At 44.4% G+C, this 18789-nt stretch carries 12 protein-coding genes; 2 read left to right on the top strand and 10 right to left on the bottom strand.

Going from position 1 to position 18789, the window contains the following annotated elements; genetic code table 11:
• Positions 1–108 precede the first annotated feature (108 nt).
• From ACH3Y6_RS05545 to ACH3Y6_RS05535, 3 genes are read right to left on the bottom strand one after another with little or no spacing between them, the layout of a single operon-like run.
• Positions 109–1017 carry a metallophosphoesterase gene (locus ACH3Y6_RS05545; RefSeq protein ID WP_490834598.1) on the bottom strand — a complete coding sequence of 303 codons (909 nt, stop codon included), beginning with the start codon at positions 1015–1017 and terminating at the stop codon, positions 109–111.
• A gap of 10 nt (positions 1018–1027) precedes the next feature.
• Positions 1028–2521 carry a RagB/SusD family nutrient uptake outer membrane protein gene (locus ACH3Y6_RS05540; RefSeq protein ID WP_490834597.1) on the bottom strand — a complete coding sequence of 498 codons (1494 nt, stop codon included), beginning with the start codon at positions 2519–2521 and terminating at the stop codon, positions 1028–1030.
• A gap of 18 nt (positions 2522–2539) precedes the next feature.
• On the bottom strand, positions 2540–5560 hold the full coding sequence (locus ACH3Y6_RS05535) for a SusC/RagA family TonB-linked outer membrane protein (protein WP_490835451.1): 3021 nt from the start codon (positions 5558–5560) through the stop codon (positions 2540–2542).
• Between ACH3Y6_RS05535 and ACH3Y6_RS05530 the strand changes: the two genes are divergently transcribed.
• Complete coding sequence (locus ACH3Y6_RS05530; RefSeq protein WP_490835458.1) at positions 5484–5723, top strand: hypothetical protein; 240 nt, start codon at positions 5484–5486, stop codon at positions 5721–5723. The genes ACH3Y6_RS05535 and ACH3Y6_RS05530 overlap by 77 nt on opposite strands.
• Positions 5724–5783: 60 nt before the next feature.
• Here ACH3Y6_RS05530 and ACH3Y6_RS05525 read toward each other — a convergent pair whose 3' ends face one another.
• From ACH3Y6_RS05525 to ACH3Y6_RS05515, 3 genes are all read right to left on the bottom strand, one after another.
• Positions 5784–6788 (bottom strand): FecR family protein, encoded by a 1005-nt coding sequence (locus ACH3Y6_RS05525; RefSeq protein WP_490834596.1) that lies wholly within the window; start codon positions 6786–6788, stop codon positions 5784–5786.
• Between the two features lie 68 nt (positions 6789–6856).
• The gene (locus ACH3Y6_RS05520; protein ID WP_490834595.1) at positions 6857–7459 is read right to left on the bottom strand and encodes an RNA polymerase sigma factor; all 603 of its coding nucleotides are present in this window, start codon (positions 7457–7459) and stop codon (positions 6857–6859) included.
• A gap of 341 nt (positions 7460–7800) precedes the next feature.
• Positions 7801–8064: a hypothetical protein gene (locus ACH3Y6_RS05515; RefSeq protein WP_490834594.1), complete on the bottom strand. Its 264-nt coding sequence runs from the start codon at positions 8062–8064 to the stop codon at positions 7801–7803.
• A 462-nt stretch (positions 8065–8526) separates the two neighbouring features.
• Here ACH3Y6_RS05515 and ACH3Y6_RS05510 point away from each other — a divergent pair, with 462 nt between their 5' ends.
• Positions 8527–9786: an aminotransferase class V-fold PLP-dependent enzyme gene (locus ACH3Y6_RS05510; RefSeq protein WP_490834593.1), complete on the top strand. Its 1260-nt coding sequence runs from the start codon at positions 8527–8529 to the stop codon at positions 9784–9786.
• A gap of 100 nt (positions 9787–9886) precedes the next feature.
• On the opposite strand, the gene ACH3Y6_RS05505 is transcribed toward ACH3Y6_RS05510, so the two are convergent.
• The 4 genes from ACH3Y6_RS05505 to ACH3Y6_RS05490 are packed head-to-tail and all read right to left on the bottom strand — an operon-like array spanning position 9887 to position 18776.
• Positions 9887–10471, bottom strand: a complete 585-nt coding sequence (locus tag ACH3Y6_RS05505) for a hypothetical protein (RefSeq protein WP_490834592.1) — start codon at positions 10469–10471, stop codon at positions 9887–9889.
• 23 nt (positions 10472–10494) lie between these two features.
• Positions 10495–12612: an OmpA family protein gene (locus ACH3Y6_RS05500; RefSeq protein WP_490834591.1), complete on the bottom strand. Its 2118-nt coding sequence runs from the start codon at positions 12610–12612 to the stop codon at positions 10495–10497.
• Between the two features lie 14 nt (positions 12613–12626).
• Complete coding sequence (locus tag ACH3Y6_RS05495) at positions 12627–13604, bottom strand: PorP/SprF family type IX secretion system membrane protein (RefSeq protein ID WP_490834590.1); 978 nt, start codon at positions 13602–13604, stop codon at positions 12627–12629.
• Between the two features lie 3 nt (positions 13605–13607).
• Positions 13608–18776: a DUF8696 domain-containing protein gene (locus ACH3Y6_RS05490; protein WP_490835450.1), complete on the bottom strand. Its 5169-nt coding sequence runs from the start codon at positions 18774–18776 to the stop codon at positions 13608–13610.
• Positions 18777–18789 lie beyond the last annotated feature (13 nt).

Here is an 18789-nt window from a genome sequence, read left to right as displayed (position 1 = left end):
ATACAAATATTCTTTCTTCACAAAAAACAATACCCGGCATCATTCGATACCGGGTATTTCAAACGCATACATAAAAACTAACAACCTGCTATATGAAAATAGTCATAACTACTTTTCAATATATGGATGTTCCTGTATCTGGTCTAGCTGATTCGGAACTGCATTGAGATCATAATAATTATGCCTCACTTGTTTCCCCTTTATGGTAACGATCCGGAAACCGGAAGGGTCTTTTCCCAAAGGTTTACCAACAGGGCCCGTTGTGATCATATGTATTCCATTCCCCTTTCCAAAAGCATTCCTGTGATAATGGCCGGCAAATACATAACGGACACCGTACTTCTTAAAAATGGACAGATACCTCTTTCTGGTTAACAGGGGTATGTTGAAATATCCATCTTTTTCATCCGGTGTTTCGAGGAACAAGGGATGATGCAGAAATACCATGATTTGCTTGCGCTTCCATTCCTGCCGCGCAGAGTCTAATACACGGATCAACCAGCTCTCCTGCTCCAATGCCTTTTCTTTCACATTATTGGGAGCAGACAGATACAAAGAATTCAATACAATACCCAGCATCGGGCCTTTTGTAAAAGAATAAAAATCAGGTCCGAACTCCTTATTATATGCCATGATGTTCTCTAGCGAAGGAGTATTGCCCACATCATGGTTTCCTGCCACACTATACAACGGTATGCCCGGTGCTATTCCACCGACAATGGAATGATACGCCCGCACCTGTGCGGTATCAAACGGACGATTCACCAGGTCGCCGGTAACGATCACAAAAGAAGGCCGTAAACGATTGGCTTCCTGTATGGCTTTGGTAAAATTTTGGGTTTCTTTTTCAAAAGATCTGTTTTCATTGAAAAATCCAAACTGTGGGTCAGACATTTGTATGAAAGAAAAGGCTTCTTCCCTCGCATTTCTGGCACTTATACAGCCTGAGAAAAACGTTATACCCAATAAGGCGATAACCAATGACCGCTTACTGACGGTTGTGTGTATTCTTTTCATGCAACAGATTTTAGTAGCCCGGGTTCTGTGGTTTCAGATTGATATTGGCATCCATTTCTTTCTGCGGAATCGGCCAGAGCAGTTGATTTTGAGTGAACTTTATACCCAGCTCATTTACAAAAGTCAGTACATCCTCAAAACGGCCCGTTTTAAGATTATACGCTTTCCTGGTTCGCTGAATATCAAAGAATGACTTATTCTCATAAGCAAGTTCATGGTATCTCTCTCTCCAGATAGCTTCGCGAAAATCTTCCCTGGTCAAGCCCTGCAGTTTAGGTAATTCGGCTCTTGTGCGGATCTTGTTAACCTGATCATACGCAAACGTGGTAGGCCCGTCTACTTCATTGGAAGCTTCTGCATACGTAAGCAATACTTCCGGCAAACGTAACAAGGTCCAGTTTTCATCTGAATTTTTATCACCATTGGCACCGGCAGCTTCTTCCAGGTAGAACTTATATAAAGCATGGGGGAACTTGACAATTTTAGTTGTGCTTCCTGCAGCAAAATCTTCAGTGAAATAAAACTGTTTTTGTTTCACCCGCTTATCATTAGGTTCATACGAGTTAATAAACTCCGGAATCGGAGAAACCGTATTCAGTGAACTTGACAATTTGGAGATGTCATTGGGGCTTACAAATTCTGTAATCCTGTTTGTAGCAACCCCCGCCAAATATTGAACCTGGAAAATCAGTTCTCCCTGGTTTTTATTGGCCCTGTTATGCAGGTACAGATAATTATCAAACAGACTATAATAATTAGCATCAATAACTTCTTTTGCTTTAGACGCTGCTAATACATAATACTCTCTCCCTTTATTCAAAGGATAGCCCGCCATAGTAAGATAAACAGAAGCAAGCAAGGACTTGGTAGCACCAATAGATGCTTTGCCCGTTTTACTAGTTGCAGGCATTCCTGATTTTTCAGCCGTTTGCAGATCAGCAACAATCAATTCATAAATCTTTTCTTTGGGAGATCTTGCAGGATATAAATCCGGACTGGAAAAGTTAATCGGTTCAGTAAGCAAGGGTATGTCACCAAATAGACGAACTAAATAATAATAATACAAGGCACGCAGAAAATGCGCTTCCCCGAGTAATGATTGTTTGGTTGCCGGATTCATTTCAATCGCAGGTATCTTCTGAATGGCCAGATTGGCGTTAGAGATACCCCTGTAGAAACCCGACCAGATCGTGTAAAAAGCAGGCTCGTTTGCCGAATTGGTATGTGTAATCGTGTTTTCCTTGTACTGTGACCCACCCCTATTCACATGTCCTGCAGGCATTTCCATAAGTGACCATACTGCATCACCCCGAAATTCGATTTCCTGTGTAAAGGTCTGTAAAGCGGGGTAAATGCCTACAATCGCCGCATTTGCCTGGCTGGCAGTAGTAAAGTAAGCCTCCTGTGTAAGGGCAGATTGATTGTTTTCATTCAAAAACTCTTTTTGACAGGATACCGACAATAAAGCAAAACAAAAAGCAAGTATATATGTATTCTTTTTCATTGTATTTCAGGATTTAACTTAGAAAGTAACGTTTAACCCAAACATAAAAGTCCTGGGTTTGGGATAGTTGGTATAAGTAATACCTTGTGAAAAAGCAGTGTTATAATTATTCAGTTCCGGATCGTAACCAAAATAATCGGTAATCAGGAAAAAGTTCTGAACAGAAGCAAATACACGTAACGCGCTGATCCGCATTCTGTCTGTGACCGTTTTGTTGAACTGATAGGCAAGCATCAGATTTTTACCCCTTATAAAAGACCCGTCAGTCAGTTTCCGGGTATCCATGAAATAACTGTAACCGGTTGGTCTCAACTGCTCCAGCACCGCATTCTGATTGGCAGGTGTCCATGAATTCAGTACTGTAGCATAGTTATTGGCTATCCCAAAACGGCCTTCGCTGGAGTTACGTGTATTATTAAAGATTTGGTTCCCTTTCTGGTACTGTAATTCAACTGTAAAAGAAAAGTTTTTATACGTAACATTATTGGAAAGTGTTCCATAAAAATCAGGTATACCCTTGCCGATAATTGCACGGTCGTTGGCGTTGATTTTACCATCATTATTCAGATCCCTGATAATAACATCACCCGGAAGTTTGCCATAAAGCTTGGCTTGTGCAGCCTGGTCTGTACTGTAAATTCCATCTCGTATATAACCAAAGATAGAACCTACCGACTCTCCAACCCGAATGATCTGGTTTTCTTTGAACCCATAAATGATATCTTCATTGTTACCACCTAATGCAGTTACCTTGTTCTTCAACCATGAAAAATTGAAATTGGTAGACCAGTTAAAATTTTTCTGTTGTATGTTGGTGGTATTCAGGGTGATCTCCAACCCCTTGTTCTCCATATTCCCGATATTTTTGGTAACGGTCGTAAATCCGCTTGAAGAAGGAACAGGCGCATCTAACAGAAGATCGACAGTATTCTTGTAATATACATCGACAATCAGGTTAATCCGGTTATCGAACAATCCTAACTCAGATCCAATATTAAATTGTCGAGTCTTCTCCCATTTCAGATCCGGGTTGGCCAGTCTTCCAATAGAAGCACCCGTTGTTCTGGCTCCGAATATATAGGTATTGGTGCTGAGGTTGGCAAGTGAACGGTAAGAGCCAATAGCTGAGTTTCCGGTTAAACCGTAGCTGATACGCAGTTTGAGATTGGAAACCGTTTTGCTGTTCTTCAGAAAATCCTCATCAGATACCTTCCATGCAAAAGCGCCGGAAGGGAAAAATGCAAACTTATTATTGTCACCAAAACGAGATGAACCATCAAATCGTCCTGTTACCGTAAAAAGAAATTTATTCTTCAATGTATAGTTCACCCTGCTGAAATAAGATTCCATCTGGTAAGCACTTGATGAAGAACCGGGCGCCAAAGGTATTGCACCCGCACCAAGGTTAAAATACTGGTAATAATCGTCCGGCATTAATGTGGTAGATGCGGTCCAGCCCAGGAAATTCTGTTTTTGTTTTTCCGTACCCAGCACAAGGTTCAGGCTGTGATTTTCATTGAAGCGCTTGTTATAGTTAAGCCTGTTAGACCATACCCAAAAAGATGTTTCATTACTATTGATACTGGAACTGTTTTGCCTGGTACCACCCTGCAATTTAGAACTGTTAAACCTGGGATTTACCTCATTGATAACATTAGCGCCAAAAGTGGAAGTAAATTCAAGCCCGTTCATAAATTTAAAAGTTGCATAAGCGTTTCCATTAAAAGCACCCGTTTTATTAAGGATCTGGTTCTCGTAAACCTCGGACAGGGGGTTATCCAGTTTTTCCAGGCCCGCGTAATCTCCGCCATACCCATAGACGCCATCAGTATATTTGAACGGCACAAAAGGAACCATTTCCACAATATTCCTGATCACATTATAAGAGCCATTGGAATCGTCCACACCTCCTTCTGCTTTTTTACCATATGCTACAGTAGCTCCTACTTTCAACCAGGGTTTTACGTTTTGATCAATCGTTGCTCTTACATTGTATCGTTTCTGATAACTGCCTCTGATAATACCATTATCCTCTGCGTAACCAAGGAAAAAACCATAGTTCGTATTGTTATTGGAACCCGTAACCGATAAATTATGATTCTGGCTGACTGATACCCTGAACACTTCTTTACTCCAGTCTATATCATAAATGGGCTGCGGTATACCATTGTTATCAAGTGAAAACAGTTCCCTGTTTCCCAGGCTATTTCCTACGAGGTAATTTTTTCTTTTAATAACAGGATCAACATACTTGCCCGCCCTGAACCCGGCCGAGTCAAATTTCTGTGCATTCTGGTAAACCACTTCTTCCAGATCAAGCCACTGCCTGGCATTCAATACCTTCAGGTTCCTGGAAGGAGGCAATTGATTAAGACTGATATACGTATCGTAACTGATAACATTCTTGCTTTTGGCACCGCGTTTAGTGGTTACGATAATAACTCCATTAGAGCCACGTGTACCATAAATAGCCGTAGCAGAAGCATCTTTCAGCACATCAATCGTTTCAATATCATTCGGATTTATGTTCGACAGACCTTCCGTCCATTCTATACCGTCTACAATATATAAGGGATCGTTAGATGCGTTAATAGAACTGAAGCCCCGGATGGAAACCGAGGTTCTTCCTCCAGGTTTTCCTGAATTAGTCGCTACATTCACTCCGGCAATTTTACCCGCCAGTGATTGTTCTGCATTAATTGCCGGCCGCTGCATCAGGTCCTGCGACTTAACACTACCTACCACCCCTGTGAGATCTGCTTTTTTAACAGTACCATATCCCACTACTACAATATTACCAAGGTCGTTAGAAGAAGCTTTCATACGAATCAACAGGGAATTACCATTCCCCTCTTTCAGTAAAAAGTTGTTGATTGTTTGATTTTCATACCCTACGTAATTAAATAAAATCTTATAAGAAACACCCGGCCTGAGTTTATCAAGCCGAAACCAACCTTCTTTATTGGTAGAAGCAAAAAAAGTTTCTGAAGCTTGCGTAGCGGAAGCAGATGAACTGACTCTAACGGAAACACCTTCCAGAAGGTCACCTGATTCAGATACAACAGTTCCTGTAAGTATGTTGGATTTAACAACATCCTGTGCAGAAACGCTGCCACATACAACCATTATTAGTGCGAAAGAAGATAATAATAGTTTGAAAGAGAACATCCTTAATCGTTTCATATTTTATAGCTGTGTTTAGACAATACCTTTCCTGTACCTGATTTTATCAGGCATTCACTTATACCATTACTCTGGTTGATTATTTTTTCCGGATCACAAAATGATCATCAACATATGTAGCAACAAGTCCATTCATGTTTGCTATCAATGTCAGGATATTATTAAGTTGATCTGTAGGCAAAACCGAGCCGGTGAAATAAAGTCCCTCTATTTGTTCGGCATCATACCTGACAGGCGTGTTATATATCACACTCAACTTATTAAAGACACTGGCCAATGGTTCGTTTTGGAAATTCAGATCATTTAATTTCTTCACTGTAACCTTCTCTTTGGCAAGCTGCAAATCATCCGTAGTAAACTCACGTTTTACATTCACAGAACGGTCTTTGGTATTAATCGAAACCTGTTCTCCCGGCGTCAGATATATCGCATCAAAAGAACTGATATAATCCGGGGCATACACTTTTACCTTACCGGTGAAAAGGCGTACAACCAGTTTATTATGACCGAATGTGTTTACTTCAAACTCAGTACCAAGCGCCATTGTAGAAAAATCAGCTGTAAGAACAGAAAAAGGTTTTGCCGGATTTTTCTTCACATTAAAATAGGCTTTACCTGTAAGGTATACATCACGCTTTTCAGCATCGAACTGTTTTTTATACCGGATGGAACTACCCTCGGATAGTGTCACTTCTGACCCGTCTGGCAACTGAATGTTCATATCAGCAGCAGCACTGTTCTTTCGATATACGTATTCAGGAGCAGATGTATGTACAACCCTATCAGCGGTAATAAGCTGGGGTTCGGTCATTCTATCCCTTGAAAAGAAAAATTCCATTAGTAATAAAGCTGCCAATAGAGATGCAGCCACCTGCCAATACCATTTCCGGAAAGGGATTATTTTTGCCGAACCTGAACGAATAGCCTGCTTTCCCTTTTTGTCAATGTCCGAATAGAACTGCTTTTCAAGATCCTTGCGAAAATCACCACTATCCTGATTAATCAAATCTTCCAGTTCCCTGGATTCTGCTGAAGAAATTTTTCCTTCCCACAGTTTTTTAATTAATTCTTTAATTCTGGTCATCCGTAATATAAAAACGTGAAGGGAGTGTGATAGGAGGGTATGTTCTATGTTACCTTAATGTTAACAAACTACAGGTGCCCAAAAATGATATACAATAACAAACTGTACGATGATTGGGAGTATTTTGTAAGTACGTGTTTTTTGATCGACTTATTAGATTCTATAATATAATCTTTTACTGTTGATTTCGCAATATTCAACGCTTCACTGACTTCTGCATAGCTTTTACCTTCTAATTTGCAGAGCTCAAACACCTGTCTTTTTTTGGGGGGCAGCATACTTATTGCCTCCTGGAGTAAGGCTTCTTTATGATAAACTTCATGCAAAAGTTCCTGCTGATTTTCCATTTTGCCCTCCTCTTCTAACAATAAAGAAGTTTCAGTTTTCAGCTTGGCACGCAACATGCCCCTGATATGGTCAATGGAACTATGATAACTTACCCTGAAAAGCCATGCAGCCACAGATTGCTTATCACTAAACCTGCTGCGATTTTCCCAAAGTTTCACAAACGTATCCTGCAGGATATCTTCGGCAATATGGGGTTGATGAATAATTTTAAGAATATTTGCCAAAACCGCGTCTTTGAAATAGGTATATATTTTCCCGAACGCTTCTGAATCTCCGTTTGAAAAATCTGCAAATACATATTTCTCAGGCACACCCGTCGACATGGTCTTTTTTGGCCGAAATTAGGCGTCTGTTTTATAGAAATCATTACAAGCATTATTAAGTAATCTTTAAGAAAACCTTTTATATCAAAAGTTTCGTGTATAATTATTATGAAAAGTCACTATACAACAAACGTAATCTTACTATTAAAATTAGTAAAGGAGAGACTTTAGATAGTGCTATCCGGTTGATAAATCCACAAATTTCAGCAGCAAAGTACATGTGCTCATTGCCAATGTATACAATCGATATGATTTTTGCAAAGCCGATAACAGGCTCTCTAACATTTCTGTCCCCCCTGATCTTACTCCCTCGGTTGTTGACAGTCGGCGTAACAGCATTCTTATTCTTCAGATATCCTCACGCACCGATCGTCATTTTCTTTATCACGCAATAGCGATTTTTTTCCTGCACCCTTATGAGATATTTTCCTGAAAAGAGCTTTCACTATCTGATCATCGGCACCACTGATCACAATGGTCATCAGGATCAGGTAAAAAAATTCGGACTTCTCACCTTTTGGGAATAATAGATAGGTTCCAGCCAAAATGATGATAACCAAACATATCATGATGAAAGCAGGAGATATTTTGTTTAGGTATTTCATAATCTCTATTAAATAATCGTACTTACTATTTTGACCCTAATTTCTTATAATACACTATATACAGAGTACTTGCAACAGCAATTGTCAGGATAGTAATCAGCAAGTTTCCTATATCAGTAATTGGCGATAAAATATGATTGCTCTTTAGGAAAAGAACCAACACAAATACTAAAATCCCTAAAAGGAATGGCAGGTATTTGGCACTATGCATCCTAAGTAGTAAGAAAACCAGTAACAGTATGAACGGCAGCAATAGTAAAGTAATCATACTTACTCTTTGTTCTATGAATATACTTAAGATAATCATTTAATTGCTCCATGTATGCTCTCAACGAAACTATTTCGGCTCTTTGCCGGCAGCTTCTCCACTTTCTATTTAACAGAAATCTCATCATATCCATCAATAATTTACCTCCTCATTCCCGTTTTTTTGTACATTCAATATCACCTGAAACCTGCCATATGAAAAAAAGATCCTTCTTAAAAAGCCTGGCGCTGGCCGGGATTAGTGCTCCTTTTTCTGCCAGTGCATTGGATCAATGGATGCAAGTGGCCGCAAAGAAACCCAGTGCTGAACTGGCAGCTGATGATGATTTTTGGCTGGGCATTCGTGGACAGTATCGCCTGAAACCGGATTATATCAACCTGGAAAACGGGTATTACAATATCCTTCCCCAGGAAATTCTGGAAGCCTATATCGGCCATATACGGGAGGTGAATTACCAGGGCGCTTATTATATGCGTACGGTACAGTTTGAGAACAAGAAAAAAATGGCCGCGAAACTTGCTGGTCTGACAGGATGCAGCACAGAAGAACTCATCCTTACCAGGAACACCACCGAATCACTGGATACGATCATCAGCGGTTTTCCCTGGCAAGCCGGCGATGAAGCCCTGATGGCGGAACAGGATTACGGCGCCATGCTCGACATGTTCAAACAGGTAAGCAAACGGCATGGGGTGGTGAACACAGTGTTATCCGTACCCCATCACCCTGCATCAGACGAAGAGATTGTTTCTCTGTATGCCAATGCCATCACCCCAAAAACAAAACTGCTGATGATCTGTCACATGATCAATATCACCGGCCAGATCTTACCTGTTCGTAAAATCTGCGATATGGCGCACAGCAAGGGGGTACAGGTGATGGTTGATGGTGCACATGCCATTGCCCATATCCGTTTCAATATCCCCGACCTGCATTGCGATTATTATGGTGCCAGTCTGCACAAATGGCTTTGCGTTCCCTTGGGTGTGGGTATGCTGTACGTGAAGAAAGAACATATCCCTACTATCTGGCCCCTGCTGGCAGAGAGCGGCAGGAAAGATGATGATATCGGAAGGTTGAACCACCTGGGCACCCACCCTGTGCACACCGACCTGGCCATCAGCAATGCCATTGACTTTTACCAGCAACTGGGTCCTGAGAAAAAAGAGGAAAGACTTCGTTACCTGCAACAATACTGGACCAGCAAAGTGCGTAACCTGCCACATATCATCATGCATACGCCGGCCGATTCCCAGCGTTCCTGTGCCATTGCCAATGTGGGCATCAAGGGTATGAAACCTGCCGACATGGCCGCCACACTGCTAAAAAAATATGGTATCTACACTGTAGCCATTGATGGCGCCAATGTACATGGCTGCCGGATCACACCCAATATCTATACCACTACGGCCGAACTGGATATATTGGTGAAAGCCTTAACGGAAATGGGATAAACTGCTGCCCCTACAAACGGAAAGGCCGATCACAGAGGATCGGCCCTTTTTCATAGGATCTGACTTTTGTATACCTGTTTATACTAGTAAACAACCGGGTTTACTGGCTACTATCGGCGAATGTGACCTTGTTAAATTCTATACGGTAGGTATTACCCTCTTTTCTGATGAGCTTTCCACCCCAATTATTGCTTTTGAACATACCCCCCAGCCATTCGATGGTTTGGGTGTCCTCATGAAACAGGTAAGTTCCGGTTTCATCATAATTAGCTTCATCATTATCAAATGCCACTTTATACCTGCCATCGGCCAGTAACAGGAAATGCCCGAGATACATACTGGGGAGTCCGGAATACAACTCATACCTGCCCAGGTGAAGCGACGAAATAGCTACTTTTACGGCAACTACAGCAGTGGCATTCGTAACAGCCGGTAACTGTGCCCTGAGTTGATCAGCAGGTACCCGAATGATATTTTTTAACGTTGTTGACAGTTTAGCACCAGTCCATAACTGCACTTCATAAGTAGTTGGTTTACCCGCGACGGGTTTCCTGATCACCACCTGTTTCCACTGGTGGTCAATGAAAGCCTCCGCTTTATCGCCGGCTTTGAATGACTGCGCCATCAGGCAAGCGACATGCAAGGAAGCGATCAACAGGAGAACAAACGATTTCAGATTCGGCATATATGATGGTTTATACAAATAGTTTATTGAGAAATGGCTTTGATCACTACCCTCCTGTTCTTTGCCCTGCCCTCCTCGGTATCATTGCCGGCTACGGGTTGTTCCAGTCCAAACCCCACTGCGGTGAAACGGCTTTCGCTGTACCCTTTCTTCACAAAAAATGCCTTGACCGAATTTGCTCTGCGCAGCGAAAGATCCTTGTTATATGCTGCCGGTGCTTTATTATCGGTATGCCCTTCTATAGAAAGGGACAGGTTGGGATATTTCGTCAGGTAATCGCACAACTCCCGTAAAGGGGTTATGGCTGCAGCAGTAAGTTCGGCACTGGCCGTTTTGAAAAAGATCATTTTGGCCAATGCATCAATCCGCGACTGGATATTGGTTTGCTCCGGCAGTTGCCGGTTAGTTTTGTGATCCTGCGCAACAGGTCGATGTTTCACGGTATCATCCGTCACTACCGGTACAGGCGCCAGCAAAACGGGAGCTGTTGGCAGTATCCGGTCTGTCGGTACGCGTTCTATCCTGACTGAATCCTGCAGATAACCGTTCCTTTTGAATGTGATCACATAACTGGCTGCAGGTTTTAGTCTGAAAGAATAATTACCTGTGATATCCGTTAGCAATGAATCAGTCCCATCTGCATATACATCCAGCGAACGCAGCACTACGGTTACACTATCCAATCTTCTTTGTGTAACCCTGCTCAGCACGGTTCCTTGTAACTGAGCAGCAAAAGGCTGGTACGCGAACAGGAAAATATCATCGGTACCCAAACGGTTGCTGCTAAAAAGCCCTTTTGAGCTGCCGGGAAAACAGATCATCCCGAAATCATCAAAACTTGTATTAATGGGGTATCCGATGTTCTGCGGCATTGTCCAGGAACCTTTTTGCAGCCAGGTCCGGTATACATCCAACCCACCCAGCCCCGGATGACCGTCAGAACTAAACAATAAAGTATCACCCTGTACAGTAGGGAACAGTTCATTACCGGCCGTATTGATCCGGTGATCTACATTTAGCGGTACGGATATACGGCCATCAGGTCCCAGTAACACATAATAGATATCACTACCCCCATAGCCACCTGGCTGGTTACTACAGAAATACAAACGTGATCCATCCGCACTCAGCGCGGGATGGTAATAATCATAGCCTTTTTGTACAAAGGGCATTACGGCAACCTGGCTCCATAAACCATTCTGCAAAGTAGCCATACAGATCTCCAGATGATAACTGTGCTTGTCGGCCTTTAGTTTGTTGCGGGTAAAATAAACCGTATCGCCTGTCCGGTTAAAACAGAGAGGTCCATAATTGTATTTACCGTTCAGGTCATTGCTGAATTTCTCCAGCCGGTGTATGGTGCTGTTATAATGGGTGCGTGCACCGCTGAGCAGGATAACATCATTATCGTTGCTGGTGAAACGGGTATAATCGTCATTAGGTCGCACAAGATCACTGTTTCTTTCTGCGTCATAACCCAGAATAGAATCTGTGGTGTACAGATCGGCGGTATCCCTTACCCGGTAGATGGCTGCATATGGCAAACCATCCCAGCCGAATTCCTTTTCAGATTGTTTTTGGGAATAACGGTTGGAAGCAAACACGATACCCCTGCCATACAATTGCGGACTGAATTCCTGTTGCGCCGTATTCAGTTTCAACAGCCTGACGGAATAATCCAATGAATCTTTCAGAAAACTACCGGGATCAGAAAACCCCTGTTTACGCGCAGCAAAAAAAGATTTTTCCAGGCCAGATGATTTCTCCAGTAACTGCTGGTAGATCCTTACAGCTTCTCCATATTGTTTTTTACTGGCCGATAATTCTGCTATGCGTTTACGCGTATGCAGCTGCAACATATAATTACGCTCATACAAACGATAATAATACAGGGCAGAGTCATAATTGCGCACATACCAGTAAGCATCAGCCAGGTGAAGGCTGGCTAAGGAATCATGCTTACCGGTAGCACGCAGGCTTGCCTTATAAAAAGGGATGGCATACATATAACGCTGCTCTCCGTATTCCTTTTCTGCATTCTGAAAATACAGGATGGCTTTGCGGGATGTTTTGGGTTGCGCAAAACTGTTCTGTTGAAAAACAGAGAAGAGCATCAGGCTATATAAAATACATTTCTTCATTATACATTGATATATCAGAAGTACCTGGGCGATGCCACTTTACCACCGGTTGATCCGAATTCATAACGCAACATCAGTTCATGTGTTCCGGTATGGTAGGTGTTCAGGCTGGAGATAGTTTTATCGTAAGCATATCCCAGTCTCAGTTGTTTATTCAGCTGCAGTTCAGCCATACCCACCACTGCATCTCCTGTTCTGTAGGAAAGTCCAAGGGCGATCGTGTTCTGTATCCAGCAATTGGCGTTGAGGTCATATTCAATAGGGGCGCCACTTACGGCTTTTACCAGCAGGGATGGTTTTAATACCAGGTCCTGGTTCAGGTTGACCACAAAACCAGAAGCCAGGTAAAGATGCAGATCACGGCCGGAGGCGGAAGCCACTTCTCCCGTATTATCATACCTGATCTTTGTTTTTAATAGGGCCGGCGTTGATAATCCGATATAGAACCGGTCAGAGTTATAATAAATACCCGCTGCCGCTGCCGGGAGAAACCCATTCAGGTTCTGGCTAAATGCAGGATCGTTCGACTGAAAGGTCCTGACCTTACTGAAGTTTGCCTGGTAATTGAGCAGACCTGCCTGTAATCCCAGGCTCAAAGTACCCGACTCGGCCAGCTGTATGCGAAAAGCGTAGGAAGCGTTGAAACCCGTAGTACGTTCTACTCCCAGCTGATCATCGTAGAGTTGAAATCCCAGTCCGATCCTTTTGTTCTGCACAGGCATATCAAACCCCACAGAAGCCGTTTTGGGAGCGCCATCCATACCCACCCACTGATTACGGTATAAAGCGGTAACCGTTCCCACACCTCTGCTTCCTGCATACGCCGGATTAATGTTCAGCATATTGAACATGTACTGCGAGTACATCGGCTGCTGCTGAGCCCTGGCTATGGCAGACAAAGCCAGTACAGCAACCAGCATTATCCAGCGTATTTTACACATTCTTTCTGTCATGTTGCACAGGTTCGTTTTACCGGTTTGATTTTGGCTCATGCTTTATCGTTTCAGTGTGATCATTCCGGAGAATCTTCTTACTGAACCGGTTGTTTTATCCGTTGCCAGTACGGAATAATAATAAGTGCCATCAGGCAGTTCATCACCTGTTACACGGCCTGGCTGGTTTCCTTTTCCATCCCATGTGTTTTTGTAGTCCATCGACTTATATACCGGATTACCCCAGCGGTTAAACACTTCCAGGCTGATGGTAGTGTTGAACGGACGGATAATCACAAACAGGTCATTGGTACCATCCCGGTTGGGAGAGAATCCTGACGGGATAAAAATATCCACCAATGGGATCATGAATTTTGTAGCAAGTCGCACTGCTGAACCATTCGGATTATTCACCGGATCGTTTGAGTTCAGGGTGAAGTTTCCGTAAGGCGATCTTGCCTGCAGGGTTGCCACATTGTTCAGCGTGCCGCTGTACCCGTTCGGGAACAGTTTTACCGTGATCTGTACTGAGTCTGCATGCAGACCTTCCAGCTGACTTACATCATTCAACAGGTCAACCTGTGTTTTACCGTCATACGACGCATTGGATTTCAGCTTACCACTGGCCCTGATATCCACTACACTATAGGCTGCATAGGATGGAAATATTTTTGACAGGTCATCCCTGATCTTCAGACTATCCAGCAATTCTGCGCGCAGGTTGGTGGCAACGATGTTAAATGAGAACAGGTAACTTCCATCCTCCTGCAATACCGGCGCTTTGCTCAGGGTCTTCTGTATATCCGCTACTTTTTCGGGAGCCAGGGAAGTGACCGTATAATTATCTGAAGTAGCGGTACAGCCATTAGCATCCGTAATGGTCACCTGGTAATTACCGGGATCTGTCACCAGTATGCTTCTGTACGCCTGGCTGTTAGACCAGTTATACGCCGCCGCCGCCGTAGCCGTGAGTGTGATATTACCTTTTCCAACGACCTGCGTCGCAGTTCCGGTGATCACCGGTTTCGCGGGCAGGTTGAATACCTGAACATACACCGGAGCACCGTACTTGATCTGGCTGCCCGATATGGTTCCCCTGCGCAGGTAGATACTCTTGTCAATGGTACCGATGATATACACACTGTCTTCTGCACCGATGATATCGGTATAGTTATTATTGTCTGTAGCGCTTTGCCACTGGTAATCGTAATTCGCATCCAGTCCGCCTGTATTCAGACTAACCGGTAAAATGGTTACATTATTGGCCACACCGCAATAACCTTTTGAAGTTACAGTAGCATTGGCACCTGTTTTTATGGCAATATTGCCTGGCACCAACGTTGGCAGTGACCGGTTGATCATGATCTCGGTAACCAGTTTCTCGCTCGGGATCTTATTGCCATCCGGATCGGGCTCCAGTCCATCCGTAGACAGGTCTGTAACATTGGTAGACAGGTCATCACTATAGGCAACTGCCGTTGCCTGTAAACGATAGATGGCATTTAACTGGTTAGGCGCGATATTGATAACGAACTGCACGGTAGCTTCCTGGTGTAATCCGAGGATACTGTTGGGTGCCAGCAGATTGGTATCCGACTTGCCATTATACCCTGGGTTAGGCAGTAAGGTATTCGTGGTTACCACTGGCCCAACTACATTGAATATGGCCGGTGATGGTACCATGTGTAACAGGTTCAGGAATAGTTTGACGTTATTCAGGTTGACAGTTCCATAGTTTTTCAGTTTGGCTGATACTGCTACGTTATAAGTACCATCAGGCTGTACCACCGGTGCACCGGTAGACAGGGCTGTTCCCACGACCGCACTTGGAAACAGGTTCAGCGTGGTGGCTACCGGCTCACCCTGTTTGGTGAGTTCGGGATGCGCGGATACATCATTGTTATCATTCGAAAGACTGGTGGCTAATATCGTTGCACCCTCTGTTTTTCCGGTACCCAGTGCCACTGCCTGCATCACAAATGGTTCCGTATAACCATTAGGTCTTACATGCAACCACAATACCACTGAGGCCGATCCATTTACCGGAAGTGTAGACAATGGGCCAAACATATATACACTGTGCCCATCATCCACTACCGTAAATTCTTCTTCAGTAGTTTCGATTTCTGTTTGCGACTGCCGGCTGCTGAATGTCATATCAACAGCGCCATCGGCACTGCTGGCATTCATCATATCCGGTTCTATGTTTGGTTCCGCTTCTGCAGACAGGGTGGTGAACTTTTCTATCCTGGTTTTACGAACACCGGCAAACAGGTCCTGGCTATTTACCCCATCATAATTCCGGTTAGGCACAATGGTGGTACCTGAGAAATGTACACTATCGAGCACATAAGTTACCGGACTGGGGAACACATCGCGCAGGTTTAATCTGGCCTGGGAATTGAACAGGTCAAGATCGCCCACATTTTTGGTATTCACTACAATACGGGTAGCCCAGCTGCTGTCTTTCTCCAACCTGGCAGGGTCCGCTTTCAGGGTGATCACCACTTTAGGCGCGAGTACTACGATAGAAGCCGTATCGCGGGTAAAATTATTAACCCTCGTTTCACCATTGGCATCTGTTACGGACAACAATGTATACAGGGTGGTTGAAGCGATCTGAGCAACCGGAATAGCTGTACCACTTCTGTAATTGGTAACCGTATCGTTCTTATTACTCTTTGCAGAGCGATACACTAAAGTGAACGGCTCCCTGCCGGCTGTGGCATTGAATACGAGCTTGGGTGTTTCCGTCGTCAGTATAGGACCATTCCCTTTAACAGAGCCCTGTGGACCGGTGAACGTCACTTTGGTTGTTTGCTGGATCGGTATGCCCGCAACCGTTCCACAGATGGTTACATCATTGGCTGTTGAAGTAAGCAGCGACGTATAGGTTCCATCGCCCTTATCCACCACCGGACTGAAACTGCCCGAGTTCGTACATAAGGTAGCCACGCCACCACTGCAATGGATCTTGTTACCATTGCCATCATATAACTGGATCGTTACCGTAATCGGATTATTGTTATTTCCCGATGCCGTAACAGGCACACCCGTGATGGTTACCTGCGCATAGTCAATAACGGCAACCTGGTAGCTGACCGTATTACCCACGCAGCTGCCATTATAAGGAGTCACGCTGATGATACCATTCTTTGCACCAGCACGTATACTGATACTATTAGTGCTGGAACTGCCCGTATAACCTGCCGGCAAATTCCAGGTATAACCGGTGGCTTCCGGTACTGCAGGTAGCACCGTAAAGGTTTTGACACTGTCCTTAGGCATGGCACAAGGTCCTGTGATACCGGATACCTGTGGTGCCGCCACTGTGGCAATGCTAATGATATTGGAATATGCCGTAGCACTTCCGCTGCTGGAAGCGGCCCTGCGATAATATTTTTTCTGGGAAACAGCAGCAGGCTGATAGGTGGCTGAGATAGCACCTGAAACTGCAGTGAACGTAAGACTATCACTGCTTTCTTCCCACTGGTAACTGATCGTACCATTACCGCCGGTGGCTGCTGTTACCGAAGTGAGCATGGCTGGAGTAGCACCCGTACAAATCACCTGGTTTACTCCGATACTTCCCGGCAATACCAGCGTAACGGTTACCGGAGGTGCCGCATTACAGGCAGGGGTTGCCGGAGGATAACTTACCCTGATGGTATCGGTAGGATTCACACTGATCACCAGGTATGCATCCGGCCTTGTTTTTTCAAAACCGTCAGCACCCTGGATCCACTGGCCGTTGAGCAAATACCATCCGGGCCAGTCAGTACCATTACCCTGCGCGTCCACAGTGGCGCCGGGCCATAATACTTCTGCCTGTAATGCCAGGCTGTTGGTAACAGGTTTCGCGGTAACCAGGGTCTTATCAGCATTCAACCAGGTAAGGGTAACCGGGTTTACACCTGCTGTAAAATTGGGAACTACGGTATACTGCACATAAGGGACATCGTTTTTACAAACGGCCGTAGCAGTTATGCCCAGTCCTCTTTCTATCCTTACGAATACGGAGGCCTGACTACAGTTGGCCGGCACCACTTTTTCGCAGATACGGTAGGTGATGGTATATGTGCCTTCCCATGTATTGGCTGGAATGATCAACTCCCCTGCCCCCGTGAAACTGAGGCCATTGATACCACCATTGGAGACCAGGCTAAGATCAACCAGGGAGATAGCTGCAGTCACGTTATTCAATTTGTCGTTATCCAGCACAGACCTGGTAATAGTGCCTTTTGCGCCATTGATGGGAGTGCCGGTAAGGTCATCGTCCACAGCCGATATCGGTTGATTCACCACAGATACCCTATAGGTGGCGGAACTGATACAACCTGCCAGGCTGGCACCGGTGACCGTATAGGTAACGGTGGTCAATGGAGCAGCTATTACAGTGGCGGTATTGGTTGCAGAAAGGCCGGTTGCAGGACTCCACACATAACTATTGGCGCCGCTGACCGTTACAGAAAGACTGCCATTCGTCTGGATCGTTGCTGAAGCAGGTATAAAGACAAGAGCAGGTAATGCATTTACCACAATGGTTCCGATAGCACTGTTCACGGTCTGACAAACGCCGTTGGCCACAGCCGCACGGTAATAAGTGGTACTGGTGAGGTTCGACACAGTAATCACCTGTGTTGTTGCGGGTATATCATTTACCTGACCCGAAAAATCGGAAGCCGGTGAGGACTGCCATTTCAGGATGCTTCCGGCATAGCCCTGCAAACTTAATGTACTGCTATTGGTACCGGCACATACTGCACCTGTAACACTGATATTTCCGCCCATACTCACTGCAGTAACTGCCACCAATGTACTGGCAGAGGCAGCGGCAGTACATACCCCACTGGTTACTACTGCACGGTAATAGGTGGATGATGCCAGATTCGATGCTGTATAGGAGACACCAGTCTGACCTACGATATTATTGAAGCTGTTATTATCAATAGATGACTGCCATTGGATCGTTCCGGTATAACCAGTCAAGGTCAAGGTAGTACTATTCGAACCCGAACACACCGTCACTCCTCCGCCACTGATCGTTCCAGCAACGCTGACTGCTGTAACCGTAATAGCAGTACTTGAGCTAACTGCAGAAGTACATACTCCACTGCTCACTACTGCTCTGTAATAAGTCGTAGGTGTTAAATTAGCAGCAGTGTAAGTTGCACCTGTCTGACCAACAATATTATTGAAGCTATTATTATCCGTAGAGGACTGCCACTGGATCGAACCCGTATAA

This window comes from Sediminibacterium sp. FW305-C-269, from assembly GCF_058231045.1.
This window is presented reverse-complemented; position numbering and strand designations above follow the sequence as displayed.

Bases quoted from the DNA above. Each gene is read 5' to 3' on its own strand.
- ACH3Y6_RS05515 (WP_490834594.1), bottom strand. From the start codon at position 8,064: ATGAAATACCTAAACAAAATATCTCCTGCTTTCATCATGATATGTTTG.
- ACH3Y6_RS05495 (WP_490834590.1), bottom strand. From the start codon at position 13,604: ATGAGCCAAAATCAAACCGGTAAAACGAACCTGTGCAACATGACAGAA.
- ACH3Y6_RS05525 (WP_490834596.1), bottom strand. From the start codon at position 6,788: ATGACCAGAATTAAAGAATTAATTAAAAAACTGTGGGAAGGAAAAATT.
- ACH3Y6_RS05505 (WP_490834592.1), bottom strand. From the start codon at position 10,471: ATGCCGAATCTGAAATCGTTTGTTCTCCTGTTGATCGCTTCCTTGCAT.
- ACH3Y6_RS05520 (WP_490834595.1), bottom strand. From the start codon at position 7,459: ATGTCGACGGGTGTGCCTGAGAAATATGTATTTGCAGATTTTTCAAAC.
- ACH3Y6_RS05540 (WP_490834597.1), bottom strand. From the start codon at position 2,521: ATGAAAAAGAATACATATATACTTGCTTTTTGTTTTGCTTTATTGTCG.
- ACH3Y6_RS05500 (WP_490834591.1), bottom strand. From the start codon at position 12,612: ATGAAGAAATGTATTTTATATAGCCTGATGCTCTTCTCTGTTTTTCAA.
- ACH3Y6_RS05510 (WP_490834593.1), top strand. From the start codon at position 8,527: ATGAAAAAAAGATCCTTCTTAAAAAGCCTGGCGCTGGCCGGGATTAGT.
- ACH3Y6_RS05545 (WP_490834598.1), bottom strand. From the start codon at position 1,017: ATGAAAAGAATACACACAACCGTCAGTAAGCGGTCATTGGTTATCGCC.